Here is a 19,575-nt window from a genome sequence, read left to right on the forward strand (position 1 = left end):
CCATCTCGAAGCCTCGGCAAAAAGCGTTGATCCGCCCCTTTTCCGCCGGATGCTGGCGCCGCACCCGGCGCGGTTCCAAATGTGGTCTCGATCAGAGCAATGTCCTCCGGCAGGTGTCATGAATTGCCGTCAAAGTCTGGTACTGACCGAATCTGACATGGGATTCTCGGTGCATGTGGGGCAGCGAAGGGACGCGCTCGGAACGCGAAAAAACAACTGTTGGTCGTGGTGCTGCTGGTCAGGGCTGTCCCATCACCTGTGTGCGATCGGGTTTGCCGGTGGGGCCCGGGATTGGCTGGCGGGCGAGCGTGGTGAGGATGTGCCCGTCGTTGATCGTTTCGGGCGGGTGGTGTCGGGTGTTTACGAGGTTCTTCTCCGATGCGGAGATCAGGCGGTTGCGGTCGGAGGAGCTAGGCCGGGACGAGTTGATCCGGCATTTCACGCTCGGCGCGGATGATCGGGCGTGCCTGGAGTCGTCTGCGCGCGGGACGGGGAACCGGCTGAGGGTGGCGATCCAGTTGTGCACGCTGCCGTGGCTGGGTTTCGTGCCGGAGGACATCGCCGCGGTGCGCCGCGATCACATTCGGACTGTTCATCACGGTGCTGCGCACGATGGATGTCTCCCAAATCGACATCGGCCCGATCCACATCGTCGGCAGCGCCGCCACCGACTCCACTCCGTAAACCCGTCCACAGCAGGTGGCCCGGCGCGATCCTCAGCTTGTGCCGGGCCACCCGTGCTTCTGATCTCGTTGCCCGGCCGCCAATGAGTCGAGGAGGGGCGCGAAGGTCGTGGCTGTAGGTGTTTCGCTCAACCGATCCGGCCGTCCTTGTCGCTGCCGACGTGACGGATACAGGACGGCGGCCGGGGCAGTGCGTCCTGGTGGTGGGAGCGGCCGGTGTCCCCGGTGACCAGCCGCGGAGTCTGCGCGGCACACCCGGGCCGGGGTTACTCGCGCGAACGCAGTTCGGTGTTCTGGCGGTGGGATTCGTGGAGCTGGTCTTCGAGGGAGATGATGCGGCAGGCGGCGTCGACAGCGGTGCCTTGGTCGACTAGTTCCCGTACGCGTGCGGCGATGCGCAGCTGGTGGCGGGAGTAGCGACGATGTCCGCCGGCCGAGCGCTGGGGCTCGATCAGGCCGGCCTCGTCGAGGCTGCGCAGGAAGTTCTGGCTTGTGCCGAGCATGTCCGCGGCCCGGCCCATGGTGTAGGCGGGGTACTGGTCGTCGTCGAACTTGTCGGCCCCGCCCGAATCGGGGGCGGGGGTCTCGCGTTGGTCAGGAATCATTCCACCTCCACATCACAAGGGACCCCGGATGCCGCGCACGGCACCCGGGGTCCCAGGGGTTTGGGTTTCACCATTGTCAACCGACTGTGAGGCCGGCTTCCTGTATCCGCGGTGTCCGTCCGAGAGCCGGACGGTGCGGAGATCGCTTATTCGTAACCGAGAACCACCTTCCAATCCGATGGGACTGCGGTACCCGCGCGGCACTACTGCCCAGCCGCTGCGGGCGATCCAATGATGTGCCCTTTCCCTTCTCTCCTGTATTTTCCTCTTACTGTGCACCACTTCATGTACTGCGACTTCGTGTACTGCGACTGCTGCGAACGTCACCGGCTGGAACCCTTCCACTGATCGGCCCCAGCACGCGTCACGCCGCTGGTCACTGCCCGGAACCCCGTCCGTGATCGGTTCCGGCCACCTGACCGTCCTGCACAAACTGACTTAACTGACTTGCCTTATCACTACCTGATTCGATACCGCGTACTGACTTGGTGCTGCAGTAAAACAACCTCACAAGCGCACCTGGCCGCTTGCGTTCTGCGCCGGGACCGTCTGACCTAGTGCGTCTTCCGGGCCCGGTCCAGGATCGTTCACCGGTCACCAGCCGAGACCTGTCCACTGATTGGCCCCGTCCTGCCTGACCGTCTTGTCCCACTTCGCGGGTAGTTCCGTCATCTCCCGCGCATGCTTGACGTTGTCTCTCTCGGTACGTGGAGAAGACTACACATGACCTTAGTTGAATGTCTACCCCGGCCATCATAGATTTACTCAGGCGCCGTTGACATGAGGCTCTGTCGGCGCGAAGTCCCAGGTCAGCGCCGACACCCGATGGACCCAGGTCACACAGAAGGGTGGCGCTGATCGTGCGCCACGCGCTGAACCCGCGGGTACCGGAGGATCTCGCGTTCGCCGAGTCCCGGATCCGCCCGAACACGATGGCAGCCGAGGACCTGCTGCATGACCTGGGCGCCATCTCGATCACCTCATCCGACGCCCAGGCGATGGGACGGGTCGGTGAGATCGTGCTGCGCACCTGGCAGGTCGCGCACGTGATGAAGGCGCGCTACGGCCGCGGCGAAAGCAGCTTTCCGGCCGACAACGAGCGAGCCCGCCGCTACGTCGCGAAGTACACGATCTGCCCGGCAGTGGCACACGGCATCGACCACGAAGTGGGCTCGATCGAGCCGGGCAAGATGGCCGACCTCGTGCTGTGGGACCCGGCGTTCTTCGGGATCCGCCCGCAAGCCGTACTCAAGAGCGGCGCCATCGTGGCGGCACCGCTCGGCGACCCGAACGCCGTCATCACCACACCACAGCCGGTTTTCATCCGCCCACCACTCGCGGCTGGTCACGCGTCGGCGCCACACCTGGCCACGTCATTCGTCGCACCGGCCGCCCTGGAGGACGGGTTGGCCGGGCGGCTCGGCCTCACCCGCCGGCTGGCCGCGGTCCGCCCGACCCGGCATCTGACGAAGGCGGACATGCCCAACAACACAGCGCTCCCGGCCATCGAGGTCGACCCGGAGACCTTCACGGTCACGGTCGACGGCGAGGCGGTAAGACCCGAGCCGGTGGGCGAGGTGCCGATGGCGCAGCGGTACACACTGTTCTAGGAGGCCGGTTCCGACCCGTGACTGCATCCATCGCAGCGCTGCTGCTGGCCGACGGTCGTCTGCCCGTCGGCGGCCACGCCCACTCCGCCGGCCTGGAGCCCGCCGTGAACGCGGGCCTGTCGGCTTACGGCGTGCCGGATTACCTGCGCGCGCGGCTCATGACGGTGGGCAGGATGGAGGCCGCGGCCACCGTGCTCAGCCACCGCTGGGCCAGGAGCGCCGGGACGGCGGATGGCGCCGGACTGCGGACGCTGCAGGACGAGTTGCTGGCGCGTACCCCCAGTGCACCGATGCGGGAGGCCTCGGTCAGCTGGGCCGGGGCCTGGCGCGGCTCGTGGAGCGCCTGTGGCCCCACGCGCATGCCGTGCGGGGGCTGCGGGCGCTGGACGGTGCACCGCAACGACCGGTCGCGCTCGGCGTAGTCACGGCGCTGACCGCGATGGACGAGCGGCAGGCCGCCCGCGTCTGCCTCTACGACGACGCTCAGGCTGTCGCCTCAGCCGCTTTGAAACTGTTGCCGATCGATCCCCTCGAGCCGGTCCGCTGGCTGCTCACGGTCGCGCTCATGATCGACGAGGTCACAAGGGAAGCGGTGACGATCACCGAGCCGGCGGCCCTGCCGGCCAGCGCGGCTCCACTGATCGAGGAGTGGTCGCTCACCCACTATCTCAGCAAGAGGAGGATGTTCCGTGCCTGACGACATCGAGCTCACCGATCCTGCTGCCGGGGCAACGGTCCCGGCGCCCCTGCCGATTCACCGCAGGACGCTGCGGTGCGCGCCCTGCGGCTGGGGGTCGCCGGCCCAGTCGGCACGGGCAAAAGCACGCTCATCGCAACCATCTGCCAGCAGCTCGGGCACGAGCTGCAGATAGCCGTCGTCACCAACGACATCTACACCGATGAAGACGCCCGGCTGCTCCGGGCCGTTGGGGTGCTCCCGGTCGAACGGATCACAGCGGTGGAAACCGGTGCGTGCCCGCACACGGCGATCCGCGACGACGTTGCCCCGAACCTGATCGCCGTCGAAGACCTCGAGCGGCAGTTCGCCCCCCTCGACCTGGTGGTCGTCGAGAGCGGCGGAGACAACCTGACCGCAACGTTCAGTCCAGCGCTGGCCGACGCCCAGATCTTCTGCATCGACGTGGCCGGGGGCGGTGACGTCGCTCGTAAAGGCGGCCCCGGTATCGAGAGAGCCGACCTGCTCGTGGTGAACAAGACCGACCTGGCGCCCTACGTGGGAGTGGACCCGGCACAGATGGTCGACGACGCCGGCAAGGTGCGGGGTGACCTGCCCGTCCTGGCACTGAGCCAGCACGATCCTGCCAGCATCGCCGAACTGCGTACCTGGATCCTCCAGCTGGTGGCCCAGCACCGCCGCGGCCGGCACACTCCCCGGGACCCCGGACCGATGGCACCGCACACTCATGCCGCTGACCACCATCCCAGCCCCCACCTGCACAGCCACGGTGGCGCACCGGCCGCGAACGCGCGCCCATGAACGCCGCCGGCTGCGCCGGCCCGCGGCCCACCCGCGTGCGGATCGGTTGTGCCGGCGATGGTCTCTGTGCCGAAGAAATGACTGCCGGGGACTTCCTCACCCCCGGCTGCTCACCCGATGCGGACGGCACGCCCGGATCGCCCTCGTCGGGCACCAGGCGATGCTCCTGGCCGGCGACCGGCTCGAACTGGACGTGGAGGTCGGCGCTGGTACGTACCTCGAGCTGATCGAGCCGTCGGGCACCGTCGCGTACAACGCCCGGGGCGGGCGAGCCACCTACACCGCCCGGGTCAAGGTCGGCGCGGGCGGTAGTTTCATCTGGCGGTCGGCACCCTTCGTCATCGCGGACGGCGCAGACGTCGAGCGTGACCTCGACGTGGCACTGGACGAGGGCGGGGTCGTGGCATTCCGCGAGACTTTGGTGCTCGGGCGGTACGCGGAAGACGGCGGTTCAGTCCTCTCCCGTCAGCGCGTCACGCTCGGCGGTGCCCCGCTGCTCGTGGAGACGCTGGACCTGCGCGATCCGCGGGCTCGCGCGCTGCCTGGAATGCTGGGCCTCCACCGGGTCGTGGCCACGGCCATGGTGCTCGGCCTGTCGACCGGCACCGAGATCGGCCCGGGTAGGACACCGCTCGCGGGGCACGGCATGCTGGCTCGCGCCCTCACCGGCGCCGCCCACGAGGCCGACCACATCCTCGCCGGTACCTGGTCCGCCTGGCTGGGTGCAGTGGAGGCGTATTTCGCGGGGCGACGGCCCGCGCTTTCCCACGCCGCGCCTCATCGGTACGAAAGCTGGAATCGATGCGCTGCGGCGCCGGTTCCCCGGCCTCCCGCGCATTTCCGCCCGATCACGGAGGAGGCAAGATGACCGTCCAGGCCCGCGCCGGCGTCTACCGGCTGCATTCGCTCGACGCGACGATGCCTTCGTGGAGCGAGCGTGCCGACCGGCACCCGGCGGTTGCGTTCGCGGATTCTTGCCTGCGCGGCGTCGGGCAGGTCTGCTTCATGGACAACCCGGTCACCGGGGTGCTCTTCCTGCTCGCTCTCTACCTGTACACACCGTGGCTGGGTACCGCCACGATCGTCGGAGTGGCCGCCGCGACTGTCACCGCGCATCTGCTCGGCCTCGACCGCGTCGCGATCCGGGCTGGTCTCTACGGGTTCAACGGCACCCTGGTCGGCGCCGGATTCGCGACGTTCCTGTCCCCACCGTGGCACGGGGCGATCTTCGGCTACATCATCGGCGGTGCGGCGGCATCGACCATCGTGATGGCCGCGTTGACCACCATCCTCGTTCCCACCTGGCAGGCTCCCCCGCTGACACTCGCCTTCAACATCGTCACCCTTGCCTCCCTGGTCGCCGCGCTGGGACTGGCACATGGTCACGCGGGCACGCTGCTGACACCCGGAACCATCCAGCACCCCGGGCCCGCCACCGGCACCGCGCTGCGATCGACCGTCGATTCCGCCGGGTCGTACGACGTGGCGGCGCTGGCCAACGCGCTCTTCCGCGGGGTCAGCCAGATCTTCCTCGCCAACAGCCTGATCTCAGGCATCGTCATCATCATCGGGATGACGGTCTGCTCACGGATCGCCGCCGGGCTCGTGCTGGCCGGGTCAGCGGTCGGGGGCGCGATCGGCATAGCTCTCGGCAGCGACGGATACGCGATCTACCACGGCCTGTTGGGATACAATTCGTGCCTGACGGCGGCAGCCATCGCCGGGGTGTTTCTGGTCCTGTCGCGGCGAACATTCGTGCTCGGCATCTTCGGCGCCGTCATGTCCGCCGTCATGTCCGCCGTCTTGGCCGCGACCCTGTCGGTGCTGTTCACTCCGTGGGGACTCCCGGCCCTCACCTTGCCCTTCTGCCTTGCCACACTCGCGATCCTGCTCGTCAAGGGACACGTCACGAATCTCGACGCCGTGCCGCTCGATACGCTGTCAACACCCGAGCAGCACCTCAGGCAGGGCCTGACAACACCCGAGCAGCTTCGGAAGCAACGCGCGAAACCCCTGCCGGCCAGCCGTCAGTAGGCGCGATGAACAGAGACCGTCTGAGCGGCCAGGCAACCGACGGGCAGGTGCTGCTGATCGTCCTCTGTTTTGCGCTGTCGTTCGTGGCCTTCGGCTTGACGGTGAGCGGTCCCGTGGATGTCGCCCGCGGTGTGGTCGACATCCTGATGGCGCGGGACGTCCTCGTCACCGACTACGTGGGAATCGGCGGGCTGGGCGCGGCGTTCGTCAACGCGGGCCTGCTCATCGTCCTCGTCTGTGGCGTCTACCGCGTCTCCAAGGCCAAAATCGACGGCGCGGCGGTCGCCTGCCTCCTTCTCATGCTCGGCATCGGCTTGTTCGGCAACAACCTCCTCAACGTCTGGCCCGGGGTCGCCGGCACCTACCTCTACGCCAAGCACCAGCGGCAACCCTTCGCCGAGCACATCAACACCGCGTTCTTCGGTGCCGCGTTGGCGCCGGTCTTCTCCGAGATTCTCTTCACCACGTCGCTGCCACTGCCCGCCCGGCTTGCGCTGTCGCTCGGCACCAAGCTCTGCATCGGCTTCGTGGTGGCGCCGATCGCCAAGCAACTGTTCCGAGCCCACGACGGGTTCACCCTCTACAACATGGGCTTCGTCGCCGGCCTCGTCGGCACGGTGGTCGTGGCGGTCTACAAGGCGTATGGATACGTTCCCGAACCCGTGCTGATCTGGACGAGCGGCTACAACCTGATCCTGGGCGTATTCCTCGGCGCGTTGTTCGCGTCGACGGCGATGCTGGGGTTGCTCGTCGACCGGCAGGCGTGGCGCAAGCTGGGTGCGCTGCACCGGCTGCCGGGGCAGGCACACACCGACTTCATCACCAAGGTGGGACTCGGGCCGACGCTGCTGAACATGGCGATCACCGGTGGGATCAGTACGGGCTACGTCCTGGCCATCGGCGGGGACCTCAACGGGCCGATCGTGGGGACGATCTTCAGCGTCGTGGGATTCGCGGCGTTCGGCAAGCACACGTTGAACATCGTCCCCGTCATGGCCGGCGTCTTCCTCGCCTCCCTGACCGCCCCGTGGCACGTGACCGACCCGTCGATCCTGTTCGCCGCCCTGTTCGGCACGGCACTGGCCCCGATCCCCGGCCGGTTCGGGCCGCACTGGGGGGTGGTCGCCGGGTTCCTGCACTCCTGCGTAGTCCTCACTGTCGGAAGCCTGACGGCCGGGCTCAACCTATACAACAACGGGTTCGCGGCCGGCATCGTGGCCTCCCTGCTCGTGCCCGTGATCGTCGCATGGCGAAGGCGGACGACAAGGACCCGAAACTCCGAGAGGTCCTAACAGGACCGTCGTTCGGTGTCTGGTAGACCCGCGCGGCGATGATCTCGTCATGAGTGGGCAGTTTCGGACGGGTGAGGTCTGGTCCTCAAACGGGACCGCGCGAGTTGGGTCCGCAGGAGACGTGCCATGCCTTGGCGGGTTGAGACCGGGGTCGTCAAGACATCCCTCCCGAAGGGCGGCTGCTTCTTTCCGGCGCTGGACAACGAGACCAGCGGCTCTGGTGGCGGCCGGGGCCTCTTTTACGACCCTTCGACTGATCCTTGATCATGGCCGCTCGGTGGCCGAGACGTTCGACGGCACCGTGCACAAGCTCGAGCAGATTCTCGATGCCGTGTTCGACCGTGCGAGCCACCCCCAAGAAGCCGGGCTCATCCAGCACACGACCGGAGACGTACAGCGCTGACCATTGCCGCGCCCGGGGCCTGGCCGCCGAGGCCTGCCACCTGGACCGAAGCATCGACTATTGCTCCAAACGGTTGCGGCGGTTCAGGCCCAGCAGTGGCGCTCGGGGCCCGCCGGGCGCTGATCGTGCACGTCCCCTCATTGACTGAATGCCGGTCGATCGGTGAGCGTGAGCTCGGCCGAGCGTTCCTGGCCGCCGGGCCCGCGGACAGTCACGGCGATTTCGTCCCCCGGAGTCCGGCGGCGCAATGCGCCGAGAAAGTCCTCAGGCCGCCGCGTCGGTGTCGCGTCAACGGTCAGGATGACATCACCGGGATGCAGGCCGGCGTTAGCCGCAGGCCCGCCCGGGACGATCGCGCTGATGATGACCCCGTCTGTACTCCGCAGGTGCATCTGGGCAGCGATCTGCGGGGTGATCCGGGCCGGTTCGAGCCCGGCGAATGCATGCCGGGCGCGGCCAGTGGCCCGCAACTGCTCGGCGACGTCGGTGGCGGTGGCGGCGGGAATCGCGAAGCCAAGGGAGACAGCCCCGGCCTGCGGTGGGATATAGGCCTCGCTGATTCCCATCACCTCGCCGCGGGTATTCACGACGGCGCCACCGCTGCTGCCCGGACTGATGGCAGCGTCGGTCTGAATCAGGTCGACGAGCGCCTGAGTTTCCGTGGCGCTGCCGGGAATCTCACGGTGCAGACCGGACACAACCCCGGCGGTCACGCTGTTCTCGAAACCCAACGGGCTGCCGACCACGACGGCGAGCTCACCGATCACCGGCAGTCGGGCCTGGAACCGGGCCACCGGGAGCCCGCTGCGGCCGGTCTGTACCAGAGCCAGGTCGGTGGCGACATCAACTGCTCTGACCGTGGCGGAATAGCGCTGGCCGTCGGCGAACGCGACCTGCACCGACGCGGCCCCGCGGATGACGTGCTCGTTGGTGAGAACCAAACCGTCGGCGGTGTAGATGACACCGCTGCCGTTGCCGCCGCTGGTGAGCACTTTGACCACGGTCGGCAGCACGCTGGCCGAAACGGCCGGCACGTCGGCCAGGCTGCCTAGGCTTTGTGGCACACCAGCGGGCGTGGTCGGCGGGGCTGTGGTGCAAGCGGTAACCAGCAGCACCGCCACCAGCCCACCCGCCCTACCGGCGGCCGAGCGCATCGCGCTGCAGTGGCCAGGTCATGCAGCGCCCGCCCCGCAGCCGTGCTCAACGCCGACGACGGTGATGCCTGTAATATCGGCGGGTTCAGCGGCGTAGGTAGCGCTTCTGGTATCCATGACGGGCGGCTTGCTCAGATTGGACACTTCGGCGACGGCCTCGGTGGGATACGATCGCGGACCGGTCACGGCGCACTCCCCCCGTGTAATTCATTGTGCGCGGCGGGTAGAGCTACCTCCCCATTTAGTCTCTGATAGGCGTGGCCGTCTTCGCCCGCAACGGGTGATATGTGTTGGCGCAAATCACCTACCGCAGGCCTACCCGCCAGTAGGCCTTGCGGAACGCTCGGGACGTGCGGCGCACACCATGTCCAGCCGTGGATCACGAGCCGCCACTGCAGATCGGATTCAGACTTGCAGACCAGGTCACTCGTCGCCACCACGCCGGCGTCCGACGCGGCGTTAAGGAAACCGTTGTCCGGAGCTCCTGACTCGACCGCGACCACCCGATGAAGCGCGGTGTACGTCACCCCGCCAAGGACAGCGATGAGCGGTGGCTGGCTAGAACTTGTGATTTCTTACGTTCCCAGGACTACAGGAAGTTACGCCGAATGCGGCGTCACCGGACTTCCATGGTTTCCGGCCGCGCCTGGACCTACTGTCGAAATTGGAGGTCCTGCCCGGCCGCAGGCGGGACGGGCGCACGGACACCTCGAGGAGGAGGGACCGCATGACGCTGTACACCGACATCCCGACCCGCTCCGAGCTCGACGCGCTCTGGCGGGCCGAAGTTCCGGCCGCCGTGTCGATCTACCTGCAGACCGCGCCCACGTCACCGGGCGAGGCGGAGCGGATCGCGTACAAGAACGGAGTACGGGAAGCGCTGGCGCAGCTGGGCGACGTGGACCAAAAGGACCTCGCGGCGCTGGCGGAACAGCTTGCCGTGCTGGAGGACGAGAACTCCGGGGACTTCTGGCGGCACCAAGCACGCAGCCTCGCCGTGTTCGCGACACCGGCCTCCCTGCGCAGCTTCCGGCTGCCCAACCGCCTCACGCCAGCCGCCGTCGGAGCGACACGGTTCTTCGTCAAACCGCTGATGCGCGCGGTGACCTTCCCGCAGACCGCGTTCGTGCTGGCTCTCGCCCAGGGTTCAGCGCGAGTGCTGGAAACCGTGCCCGACGCTCCCCCACGTGAGGTACGGGTGCCGGACATGCCCGCGGACGTGGCGTCCGCCGTCGGCAAAGCATCCATCAAGGACCGCGCTCCGAACCGCCGGGTGCAAGGCGTGGAGGGGCAGAAGGTGCGAATGGCGCAGTTTTCCCGGCTGGTCGACAGCGCGCTGCGCGAGGTGCTGCCCGGCCACGGTGTGCCGCTCGTGCTCGCCGCGACCGAGCCGCTCGACAGCATCTTCCGCGTGCACTGCCGCTACCCCGACCTTGTGCCGCACAGTGTGCCCGGCAACCCGGAGGACCGCGGCGACGGCGAACTGGTCGCCGAAGCCCGCGCGGTCCTCGACAATTGGTACGCCTCCCGGCTCGACGAAGAGAAAACCACGTTCAACGAACGCTTCGGGCAGGGTCGCACCTCAACGGACCTCGCAGACCTGGCCCGCTTCGCCACGCGCGGCGCCGTCGACACGCTGTTCGTGGACATAGACGCCACCGTCCCCGGTGAGGTCGACGACCTGGGCGCGGTGACCTTCGGAGCTTCCGACGCCGGTGGGCTCGTCGACGAGATCGCGCGCCGCGCCTGGCTATCGGGCGCCCGCCTGCTCGCCGTCCGCCACGAGGACGTCCCCGGCGGCGGCGACGTCGCCGCGACCTTGAGATACGCGCCGACGGGGTGACCGCGGACCGCTCCCATCTCCTACCCCACCACGCCGCCGTGCTCGCCACCATCCGTACGGTTTGCGGCGGCTGGGTGGCGATGCCGCCGCGACGCGGTTCTACGACGAACACGTCGAGGCCGACGCCGTGCGCGAGCAGATCGCCGCACGCGACCTGTGTGGCACGTTCGCCCGCGAGAACCCGTCGGCCGCCGGCGACGTCCTCTTCGGTGCGGCGTGCGCGCTGGCGGCACCCGCAAGGTGTGCGGCTTCCGCGTGTCCGCCGGCGGGCGCTGACCCCGCCGCCGGGCCCAGGGACGAGCGTCCCTCGTCCCAGCGCGTGAGAAGCATGTGGGCGAACTCCGCCTCCACCGGGCTCAGCCTCGAGCCCGCCCGGCTCGCCAGACAGCGATCACGGGTCACGGAACTCGCTCCAGGCACTGGTGCCACGACTTCCCTGATTGTCGTTTAGCGGACTGTGTCGCTGGATACTTGGTGGGTCACCGACAACATGGGGGTGGCTGCCGATGACGGATGAGCGAGCGAGTAACGGCGTCACCGCTCCTCGGTTTTCCCTCGTTGGCGACGTGGTGGCCCAGGATGGCCCAGACAAGCCTCTGACCTTGACCGCCGGACGCTACGAGGTCGAACACCTGATCGGCAGCGGCGGTACCGCGCGGGTCTACCGGGCGTTCGATCGAAGGCTCGGCCGCCCGGTCGCACTCAAGGTGTACGACCGGGACGTCGTCGCGGCGGACCAGGTACGGCGGCTCCGGGAGAAGACCATCCAGGCCGGCATCAACCACCCCGGGGTGGTGGCCGTGCTGGACAGCGGGACCGATCACAGCAGACCGTTTCTGGTGATGCAGCTGGTGGACGGCGGAAATCTCGCCGAGCGCCTGCTCGCCGGGCCCTTGCCAACCGCAGAAGTGTCCGAGCTGGGGGTCCGGCTCACCGAGTCATTGGCACACCTGCACAACCGGCGCGTCGTGCACCGGGACCTCAAGCCCGCCAACATCCTGCTCGACCCCGACGGCCCGCTGATCGGCGATTTCGGCATCGCCCACGAACTCGACTCGACCCACATCACCGGCACTGGTTTTGTGACCGGCACGGCCGCCTACCTCGCACCGGAGCAGATCGCCGGTGAGCCGGCCGGACCGGCCGCCGACGTGTACGCGCTCGGCCTCATCCTGCTCGAGTGCTTGACCGCGGAGCGGGAGTACCCCGGCACGATGGCCGAATCGGCACTCGCGCGGCTACACCGGTCTCCGCGCATCCCCGACGGGCTGCTCGTACCTCTCGCACGGACCCTCACACGTATGACCGCCCGCGAGCCAGAACACCGCCCCACAGCGCATGAAGCACTGCAGATGCTGAGCGGGCCACGGCCACGCACACAGGCACCACGGGCCCTGACCGCGCCTCGATGCCGGGTTTCACGCGGCGTCGACGAACCCTGATCGCCTCGAGGGGCCTCGCAGCCGCGGCCACCCTGGCAATGGTTGTCGTAGCGCTCACGAATCCCGACGCGCCAAGCCCCGCTTCAACTCCCGCCGCCGAACAACCCACGACATCCGTCCCCACCTCCTCCACGACGCCTGTGCAGATCATCCCCACGCCCTCGCCGGCGACGCCCGCGAAGCCACCTGCCACGGCGATCGCCGGACCGCCTCCAGCCGCGCCAGGCCCGGCCTCAGTGGCCGGCCCTGGCGCCCTTACGGCCAACCGCGACAACAACGCTGCCAATCCAGCCGATAAAGCCAAGGGGCACCCCAAGGGCAAGGGCAAGGGCCACGTCCACCCCTAACACCGTGCCCGCCGGCCAAACTTCGTCTCCGCGGGCACACCGCACCAGCGCTGAGCCGGCAGTGTCGACCGACTCGGCATTCGGCGTCGGGGTGGTTGCCGCCGGGCCGACCTGAGATGCGCCCTTGACGAGGTCGTTGTCATCGGCCAATCCACGCGGCGGTGCGGGCGGAGACCGCGCCGGCCGCGTGCTCGCCAGGACACGCAGGGCTCCTCGCTACCCAAGGCTGCGCGATTCGATCATGCGGTCGCTGCTGAGCGCGCCACCACGATCGTGAAGCCCAGTGACGGACAGGTCGAGACGATGCGGACGTTCAAACGGCCCAAGGCATTCGCAGTGAAATCCCGGGCCTAGGCGATCAACCAGCTGAAGGCCGACCTGGTCCAGGCAGAATCTCGCTACGCGAGTCGACGACAGGACTGAGCACCCCCGCCTGCTCCACCGCTGCGCTGACCTCACCGCTGCGCAGCCATCCGACTCGTCCAACGGGTCACTCGTGCGGTGCCCGTGCACGACAACGCTGGACAGCGCGCGGTCCGGTATCTTCTTACGTGGTTCTTAGAGATCTCCGGCAAAAGATCTCCGCTGCGGTCAGCGCCGATACCGTCGCGTTCGTCGAGATCAGCCAACGCCGTCCGGAGTGCAGGCGGCAAGCGTTGCGGAGAGGATTGTTTGCATGTCGACGAACGTCATCGTGGCCACGCGCGCCCAATTGTGGGGTGGTCGGTTGGCCGGAGCAGGCTCGCTTGTAAGCCGCTACGGTCTGGTCGTCGTTCTGGCGTGGATCGGTGGTGGCAAATACGTAAAAATGGACGCGCGGGTACTGATCGAGAACAGCCCGCTGATGAGCTGGCTCTTAGACATCTTCAGTCCACACACGGTCGCAGTGGCACTGGGAACCATGGAGATCGTGGCCGCGATCCTGATCGCGATCCAGCCGTTGCGGCCACGGCTGTCCGCTGTGGGCAGCGCGCTGGCGATCCTACTGTTCCTAGGCACACTCAGCTTTCTCTTCACGACCCCAGGCGTGGTCGTCACGTTTGCGGGGCCATTTCCGGTGCTATCGGCACAACCTGGCCAGTTCCTGCTCAAGGACCTGGTCTTGATCGGTGTGGCGCTGTGGACACTGGGCGAATCGATCATCAGCGTCACCGCGAAGCAGAGGGCGACGCAAGAGGCGGAACAAGTTGTCCTCGGCGCATGATGGGCCTCCCGCTGCACCCCAGGAAAGCTGCTCTGCACAACGGTGGTTCCATGGACGTCCAGGCTCCAGCGGAGAGCCGACAGCGCGATCCCGTCGGCGGTCCGCGCGAATCACGGCCGCAAACAATCCTCTCAGGGATCGTTCGCCGCGGAGCGGAATGAGCACCGAATGGGGCGCGGGCGGGACAGTCAGCCTGCCGTCTCCCGAAAATCGTCGCCGGGTGGGCGATCGCGCGGCTCTCTTCGATCGACAATGGACCTCCGGCAACCTCGGAGGGCTTCGGTTGCGCCATCCCGCTGCTGGTCCCGCGCCCACGGGGCGCGGGGCCAGCAGCTAGACGATTGTCCTGCACACACCAAGCCGGCGAGCACAACGCTCGCGACGACCCTGTCAGCGCAGGAGTTTGATGACCTCAGCGAAGGTAGTCATGTGTGGCTCCAGCACGCTGATGTAGCTCGTGCCGAACTCTTCTCGGTAGCGCAACAGCCGGTCCGCGATCTCGCGCGGAGAACCGACCAGCACTCCCGGGAGCCGACAGAGCTTGTCGTCGTCGAGACCGCTGGCGTCACGGATGATCGAAAGGTCGAGCCGATCTGCGCTCTCGCCAACCGCTGCGACGAACAGGTTCAGCTCGATGTCACCCAGACGGTCACCGGCTGCCTCCCGCAACACGTTGACGCGACGAGCCATGGCTTCTTCCGGAGCAAGGCCCGGCTCGACCCCAGCCATGATCGCGAAGCTGAAGATGTCGGCCTCATGGCCTGCGAGACGCAGCATGCGATCACCCGCCCCGGACAACATGATCGGCGGAACAGGCTTGTCGGGCTCGGAGGCGAGGAGGTCCCGGGTGGCTGCGACGACGTCGGCGAGTTTTCGCAACCGATCCCCTCCTGTGCCGAACGGCACACCCGCTGCCTCGAACTCGCCCGGGACGTAGCCGGCACCGAGGCCCAACTCCAGACGCCCCGCGGTCAGCCGATGGACATCAGCGACGTCGCGGGCAAGGTAGGCGGGAGTGAGGACACCGACGTTGAGGACGTAGGTGCCCAGCCGGAGGTTCGTCACGTCAGCCGCAGCGACCAACGCGGGGAACGGCGCCGGCATGCCCAGGTGATCCGGAAGCTGAAGCACGTCGTACCCGAGTTCCTCCACTTCACGCACTCGAGCGCGCCAAGCCGCCCGTGAGCCGATGTTGAAGAGTGTTACGCCGAAACGAAATGGACGATTAGTCATGAAATGCCTTCTGGGGTCTTCGGAAGTGGGCGGTCTGCCCGCCACTGCAAGCCGCCTCCCGCCGCGTATCGAGGCGGTGACTGCGCGGGAGTCAACACCGTCGACTATAGGCAATTTTCTCACGGTGGTCGGATCGGAAAGATGTCCGTAAGGACAGAAATTCCAAGTCCGCCAGTCCGGTTTCCACCACTGCGCAGGAAACAATAACCTGCCATTGAGCGGCGGCGGCGCGTCGCCATGTGGCGAGCATCACCAGGTTTTCGTGCCAGCCACCTGGCCTCTGCACCACAGCTGGTAGATGGTTCGCGCAGGTGCTGCACGCCTTCACTGCGCATGTGAACGAGCGCGTCGGGATCACCCGCAATCATGTAGACATCGAGACCCTCCCGCACGTTCTCGGCCGATCGCTGATGACGATGATGTCCGCGTCGCCCGCGCAACGCATTTCCACCACGGATTCGAAGCTTGAGCCGGGCGCCCCAGATGGGCACGGCTGCCTATCAGGCGATGAGGTCGAAAAACTCCAGGGCAGGCTGTCACGAGGGCGTTCGTGACGGCGCCGCGTTCTGAAGAACTCCGACCTCGCCAGCCCTGAACTCCCAGGCGGTCGACGCTGAGTGATGGTGACTTTTGGTTGCACTTGACTACTTTGCGTACTCGACGTCTACCTACTGCGCAACGGCTGGTTGCGACGAAACGCAGCAGCTCGTGGTTGCAGTGCCCCTCGACGAGGCCGACCCGCCACGTCGGCGTCCGGCCGGAAGCGGCCAGGCAGGGCCGGCGATGCCAGAGTTGACTCCCGCGGTCATAGGGGCATGCAAACACTAACGGTCAGTGCGCCGCCAGCAGCGCCCGACCTGCCCACTGACCCTGAGACCGCACCACGGGAGTGGGTAGCGGCAGCAAGGCACAGCTGCGGATGCGCGTCGTCCGGTTGCCCGCTTCCCCCGTAACGATTCCTGGTGTGCTTGAGCGGCGCCGCGCAACTCGTGCCACACACGGATTCGGCGTCTAGTCTCGAGCCACGGGTTTGACGCGAGAGCAGCACGCGCTGCGCTCAGTTTGCGCTCGCTGCCCTAGGTGAGTGGTCAACTGTCGCTTCGTCTCAGCTGCAACTGATATCGCTTGGAGTCAGATATGGCCACCGTTCATCATCGCTATGCGACCGTCGAGGGTCAGCAGCTCTTCTATCGCGAAGCGGGTCCCACGGATGCTCCCGCCGTTGTCCTGCTGCACGGGTTCCCGACGAGCTCCTTCATGTTCCGAACGCTGATCCCGGAACTTTCGGCGCGGTATCACGTCGTAGCGCCGGATCACTTGGGTTTCGGCCTGTCGTCGGCGCCATCGGTGGAGGACTTCGCCTACACGTTCGACGCATTGACGAGCCTGACGGCGGGGCTGCTGGAGCAGCTAGGTTTAGGCAGTTACGCAATGTATGTCCAGGACTACGGCGCTCCCATCGGCTGGCGCCTCGCCATCGCACATCCGGACTCGATCACAGCCATCATCACGCAAAACGGCAACGGGTACGACTCGGGCTTTGTTGAGAATTTTTGGTCGACCGTGTGGGCTTACCAGCGCGAGCAGAACACGGAAACAGAGGCGAACATCCGCAAGGCGTTGACCTTGGAAACCACGAGATGGCAGTACGTGACCGGCGTTCCAGACGAGAGCTTGGTGAGTCCCGACGCGTGGCACCACGACTACCAGCTGTTGTCGCGGCCTGGCAACGACGCGATCCAGTTGAAGTTGTTCTTGGACTACGCCTCCAATCCGCCGATGTATCCAGCACTGCACGAGTACCTGCGGGCGAACCTTCCTCCCGTGATGGCAGTGTGGGGGAAGAACGATCCGATCTTCGGCCCTGAGGGTGCCCTGGCCTTCACTGGAGACGCCCCGAACACGGAAGTGCACCTTCTCAACGGGGGTCACTTCCTCCTGGAGAGCGCTTTGGACCAAGTTGCCAAGCTCGTGCTCGGTTTCCTGGACCGAGTCTTGGCTGGGCGCTGACAGATTTCGAAGCCCTGAGGTGCACGGTCAGCATTTGTCACACGATGGTGCTCGCGAAAGCACGCCATCCTGGTAGCGAAACTTTCGAGCTGCGCTAGGGAACCGCGAGTGATTGCCTATGGTGAACCTCGTCACAATGAATGAGATTTCCAACACTGTCGCACGCGAGCTTCATAGCCTGGCAGCGACGGGCCAGTCCAGAGCTTACCGGCGATCATTCTTGTCCCTTTGGTCATCTCACTTTATCTCGGGAAATTTTGTAAGTCTGCTGTAACCAGTTACCGAGCGCGCGAAGCTCCGAACGGAGGTTAGCCTTTCGGAGTCGATATTCCAGCAAAACTTCCCGAGCGCCTGACTGCGTTGTATTAGAAATTTCTCAGCGCATGACGCGCCGGTTGTCTACCGAGAAAGGCCAAGGTCAGTGAAAGCTGCTCGAACTCAAGTGGAGGCCTCACTCGATGGAATCACCGAGTTGAAGAGCGTCGTGCTCGGCCCCGTTCTGCGGCCCGGCGAAGCGGGTTACGCGGCGGAGTGCACTGGGTTCAACCTCCTGGTCGAACACCGCCCAGCAGTTGTCGTCGGTGCCACCTGCGCGGCAGACGTCCAAGCCGCAGTGGAATACGCATCGTCCAACGGGCTCCAGATCGGGGTCGTGTGCACGGGTCACCAGCCCTTCGACCCCGTTCGCGGGTCGATGATGATAAACACCGGACGCATGGGCGACGTCGAGGTGAACCCGACCAACGCGACGGTGCACGTTGGTGCCGGCGCTCGGTGGCAGGATGTCGTCGATCGCGCTGCCCGCCACGACTTGGCTCCTCTGTGTGGTTCTTCACCGGGCGTTGCCGTCGCAGGCTATGTGCTCGGCGGCGGACTCAGCCCCTTCCTGGGCCGCACTTTCGGCTGGGCGGCCGACCACGTACTCAGTCTGCAAGTGGCCACCGCCGACGGCTGCCTGCGTGAAGTGTCGGCGGACAGCGATCCCGACTTGTTCTGGGCCCTACGCGGCGGCAAGAGCAACTTTGGCGTCGTGACGGCTCTGCAACTGGCGCTGTTCCCGGTGAAGGAATTCTTCGGTGGCGGCCTCTACTACGCTGGCGACTCAACCGCTGTTGTGCTTCAAGCGTATCGCGATCTCACCGACGAGGCGCCGGAGGAGATGAACTCCTCCGTGGCGCTTCTCAGGTTACCGCCGTTGCCGTCGGTGCCAGAGCCGCTTCGCGGCAAGTTGGTCGTCCACGTGCGTATCGCGTATATCGGTGACCCGGAGGAAGGAGCGCGCCTCGTCGCGCCGCTTCGGCAGGTCGCACCGAGGGTCATCGACGATGTCGGTTTACGGTCCTTCCGGGAGTTCGCCGCAGTCCACCAAGAGCCGACCGATCCCATGCCGTACGAGGAACGATCGACACTGCTCGAGAAACTCACCCCGGAAGCCGTCGACCTCCTCGTTGAGGCAGCCGGCCCGAAGTCCGGCTGCACTGTGACGATCGTAGATATTCGTCACCTCGGCGGCGCTCTGGCCCGACCTCCCGCGATCGCGAATGCGGTTGGCAATCGCGACGCCGGCTTCGTCGTGTGGGGTGCGGCCGTGGGTACGCACGAAGTCAACGCAGCCCCGCTCGAACGGATCGAGACGCTGATCGAACGTCTTTCCGCCTGGGGCACCGGCCTCAAGTACTTGAACTTCATCAGTGGGCACGACGGCGCCGAGCTGGCCTATGCGCCGCACACCTACCAACGGCTCCGCGAACTCAAGAAGGTCTTCGATCCGGACAACACCTTCAGCCAGAACAACCACAACATACCGCCAGCAGCCTGATTTCCGCGCACGAGGACAGCTGGTGGCCGAGGCGTCGGCGGCTGCGACATGCGGCCACCGCCTCCACCCACGGGCTCACTCGGCCGAGCCCCTCGGCCGGGTCGATGCGGGTGTAACTGCGCGACATCCGTGTTCGGCAAACTCGTGTGTCTGCTAAATCAGCGCGGGACGCGTCATAGTCAGGCCAAGCGACGTGGCCGATCCCGAGCTCGCGGCCGCCCTCGCACTGAAGCGCGGCATGCACGCTCGGACGGCTGACGAAGAGCGGCAGCAGATTACCAGTCCGAAAGAAGTTCATATCTGCTAGTGTCGCGTGTCGTTAGTTGTTTGACGGTTGGGTGGGTGTCAGAATGCGGTATGGCGAATCGACCGGCTGCCGCGCTGTCTCTTCGTGATGG

17 protein-coding genes and 2 pseudogenes are annotated in these 19,575 nt (G+C 66.5%); 16 read left to right on the forward strand and 3 right to left on the reverse strand.

All coding sequences use genetic code 11. The features are described 5' to 3' along the window. The first annotated feature begins 317 nt into the window (after positions 1–317). On the forward strand, positions 318–770 hold the full coding sequence (locus AB0383_RS45580; RefSeq protein WP_364187473.1) for a DUF4158 domain-containing protein: 453 nt from the start codon (positions 318–320) through the stop codon (positions 768–770). Positions 771–949: 179 nt separating this feature from the next. On the opposite strand, the gene AB0383_RS45585 is transcribed toward AB0383_RS45580, so the two are convergent. Next, positions 950–1,288, reverse strand: coding sequence for a MerR family transcriptional regulator (locus AB0383_RS45585; protein ID WP_364187426.1), 339 nt, complete (start codon positions 1,286–1,288; stop codon positions 950–952). Positions 1,289–2,142: 854 nt separating this feature from the next. On the opposite strand from AB0383_RS45585, the pseudogene AB0383_RS45590 reads away from it, so the two are divergent. The 8 genes and pseudogenes from AB0383_RS45590 to AB0383_RS45625 all read left to right on the forward strand — a co-directional run. Beyond that, positions 2,143–2,898: pseudogene (locus AB0383_RS45590) on the forward strand (amidohydrolase family protein); the annotation flags it as partial. A 17-nt stretch (positions 2,899–2,915) separates the two neighbouring features. After that, positions 2,916–3,320, forward strand: a complete 405-nt coding sequence (locus AB0383_RS45595) for an urease accessory UreF family protein (protein WP_366190692.1) — start codon at positions 2,916–2,918, stop codon at positions 3,318–3,320. Next, the gene (locus AB0383_RS45600; protein ID WP_366190694.1) at positions 3,263–3,595 is read left to right on the forward strand and encodes an urease accessory UreF family protein; all 333 of its coding nucleotides are present in this window, start codon (positions 3,263–3,265) and stop codon (positions 3,593–3,595) included. The genes AB0383_RS45595 and AB0383_RS45600 overlap by 58 nt, the downstream gene beginning before the upstream one ends. 75 nt (positions 3,596–3,670) lie before the next feature. Beyond that, positions 3,671–4,396, forward strand: a complete 726-nt coding sequence (gene ureG, locus AB0383_RS45605) for an urease accessory protein UreG (protein ID WP_364187432.1) — start codon at positions 3,671–3,673, stop codon at positions 4,394–4,396. A gap of 160 nt (positions 4,397–4,556) precedes the next feature. Further along, positions 4,557–5,264 carry an urease accessory protein UreD gene (locus AB0383_RS45610; protein ID WP_364187435.1) on the forward strand — a complete coding sequence of 236 codons (708 nt, stop codon included), beginning with the start codon at positions 4,557–4,559 and terminating at the stop codon, positions 5,262–5,264. Then, on the forward strand, positions 5,261–6,430 hold the full coding sequence (locus AB0383_RS45615; protein WP_364187438.1) for an urea transporter: 1,170 nt from the start codon (positions 5,261–5,263) through the stop codon (positions 6,428–6,430). Before AB0383_RS45610 ends, AB0383_RS45615 begins: the two co-directional genes overlap by 4 nt. A 5-nt stretch (positions 6,431–6,435) precedes the next feature. Continuing rightward, positions 6,436–7,722 carry a DUF1576 domain-containing protein gene (locus AB0383_RS45620; RefSeq protein WP_366190697.1) on the forward strand — a complete coding sequence of 429 codons (1,287 nt, stop codon included), beginning with the start codon at positions 6,436–6,438 and terminating at the stop codon, positions 7,720–7,722. 277 nt (positions 7,723–7,999) lie between these two features. Next, positions 8,000–8,125 carry a hypothetical protein gene (locus AB0383_RS45625; protein WP_364187444.1) on the forward strand — a complete coding sequence of 42 codons (126 nt, stop codon included), beginning with the start codon at positions 8,000–8,002 and terminating at the stop codon, positions 8,123–8,125. 137 nt (positions 8,126–8,262) lie between these two features. Here AB0383_RS45625 and AB0383_RS45630 read toward each other — a convergent pair whose 3' ends face one another. Then, positions 8,263–9,246, reverse strand: coding sequence for a trypsin-like peptidase domain-containing protein (locus AB0383_RS45630; RefSeq protein WP_366190700.1), 984 nt, complete (start codon positions 9,244–9,246; stop codon positions 8,263–8,265). A 760-nt stretch (positions 9,247–10,006) separates the two neighbouring features. On the opposite strand from AB0383_RS45630, the gene AB0383_RS45635 reads away from it, so the two are divergent. From AB0383_RS45635 to AB0383_RS45650, 4 genes and pseudogenes are all read left to right on the forward strand, one after another. Next, positions 10,007–11,122, forward strand: a complete 1,116-nt coding sequence (locus tag AB0383_RS45635; protein ID WP_366190702.1) for a hypothetical protein — start codon at positions 10,007–10,009, stop codon at positions 11,120–11,122. A 49-nt stretch (positions 11,123–11,171) separates the two neighbouring features. Continuing rightward, a pseudogene (locus AB0383_RS45640) lies at positions 11,172–11,573 on the forward strand (iron-containing redox enzyme family protein); the annotation flags it as partial. A 55-nt stretch (positions 11,574–11,628) separates the two neighbouring features. Beyond that, positions 11,629–12,564: a serine/threonine-protein kinase gene (locus AB0383_RS45645; RefSeq protein WP_366190704.1), complete on the forward strand. Its 936-nt coding sequence runs from the start codon at positions 11,629–11,631 to the stop codon at positions 12,562–12,564. Positions 12,565–13,587: 1,023 nt separating this feature from the next. Further along, entirely contained in the window at positions 13,588–14,115 is a 528-nt protein-coding gene (locus AB0383_RS45650) for a DUF417 family protein (RefSeq protein WP_364187459.1), read from the forward strand. A 390-nt stretch (positions 14,116–14,505) separates the two neighbouring features. On the opposite strand, the gene AB0383_RS45655 is transcribed toward AB0383_RS45650, so the two are convergent. Continuing rightward, entirely contained in the window at positions 14,506–15,348 is an 843-nt protein-coding gene (locus AB0383_RS45655) for a TIGR03621 family F420-dependent LLM class oxidoreductase (RefSeq protein WP_364187462.1), read from the reverse strand. Positions 15,349–15,659: 311 nt separating this feature from the next. On the opposite strand from AB0383_RS45655, the gene AB0383_RS45660 reads away from it, so the two are divergent. The 3 genes from AB0383_RS45660 (at position 15,660) to AB0383_RS45670 (ending at position 19,177) form a co-directional block, all read left to right on the forward strand. Then, a complete protein-coding gene (locus AB0383_RS45660) occupies positions 15,660–15,902 on the forward strand; it encodes a hypothetical protein (RefSeq protein WP_364187465.1) in 243 nt (80 codons plus the stop codon). Between the two features lie 583 nt (positions 15,903–16,485). Next, the gene (locus AB0383_RS45665; protein WP_364187467.1) at positions 16,486–17,358 is read left to right on the forward strand and encodes an alpha/beta hydrolase; all 873 of its coding nucleotides are present in this window, start codon (positions 16,486–16,488) and stop codon (positions 17,356–17,358) included. Positions 17,359–17,830: 472 nt separating this feature from the next. Further along, the gene (locus AB0383_RS45670) at positions 17,831–19,177 is read left to right on the forward strand and encodes an FAD-binding oxidoreductase (protein WP_366190707.1); all 1,347 of its coding nucleotides are present in this window, start codon (positions 17,831–17,833) and stop codon (positions 19,175–19,177) included. Positions 19,178–19,575 lie beyond the last annotated feature (398 nt).

Source organism: Amycolatopsis sp. NPDC051373, from assembly GCF_040689465.1.
GTDB lineage: Bacteria > Actinomycetota > Actinomycetes > Mycobacteriales > Pseudonocardiaceae > Amycolatopsis.

What these genes read in the sequence shown, in the direction of transcription:
- AB0383_RS45580 (WP_364187473.1), top strand. Translation starts at nt 318, where the DNA reads ATGTGCCCGTCGTTGATCGTTTCGGGCGGGTGGTGTCGGGTGTTTACG.
- AB0383_RS45585 (WP_364187426.1), bottom strand. Translation starts at nt 1,288, where the DNA reads ATGATTCCTGACCAACGCGAGACCCCCGCCCCCGATTCGGGCGGGGCC.
- AB0383_RS45610 (WP_364187435.1), top strand. Translation starts at nt 4,557, where the DNA reads ATGCTCCTGGCCGGCGACCGGCTCGAACTGGACGTGGAGGTCGGCGCT.
- AB0383_RS45615 (WP_364187438.1), top strand. Translation starts at nt 5,261, where the DNA reads ATGACCGTCCAGGCCCGCGCCGGCGTCTACCGGCTGCATTCGCTCGAC.
- AB0383_RS45620 (WP_366190697.1), top strand. Translation starts at nt 6,436, where the DNA reads ATGAACAGAGACCGTCTGAGCGGCCAGGCAACCGACGGGCAGGTGCTG.
- AB0383_RS45635 (WP_366190702.1), top strand. Translation starts at nt 10,007, where the DNA reads ATGACGCTGTACACCGACATCCCGACCCGCTCCGAGCTCGACGCGCTC.
- AB0383_RS45645 (WP_366190704.1), top strand. Translation starts at nt 11,629, where the DNA reads ATGACGGATGAGCGAGCGAGTAACGGCGTCACCGCTCCTCGGTTTTCC.
- AB0383_RS45650 (WP_364187459.1), top strand. Translation starts at nt 13,588, where the DNA reads ATGTCGACGAACGTCATCGTGGCCACGCGCGCCCAATTGTGGGGTGGT.
- AB0383_RS45655 (WP_364187462.1), bottom strand. Translation starts at nt 15,348, where the DNA reads ATGACTAATCGTCCATTTCGTTTCGGCGTAACACTCTTCAACATCGGC.
- AB0383_RS45665 (WP_364187467.1), top strand. Translation starts at nt 16,486, where the DNA reads ATGGCCACCGTTCATCATCGCTATGCGACCGTCGAGGGTCAGCAGCTC.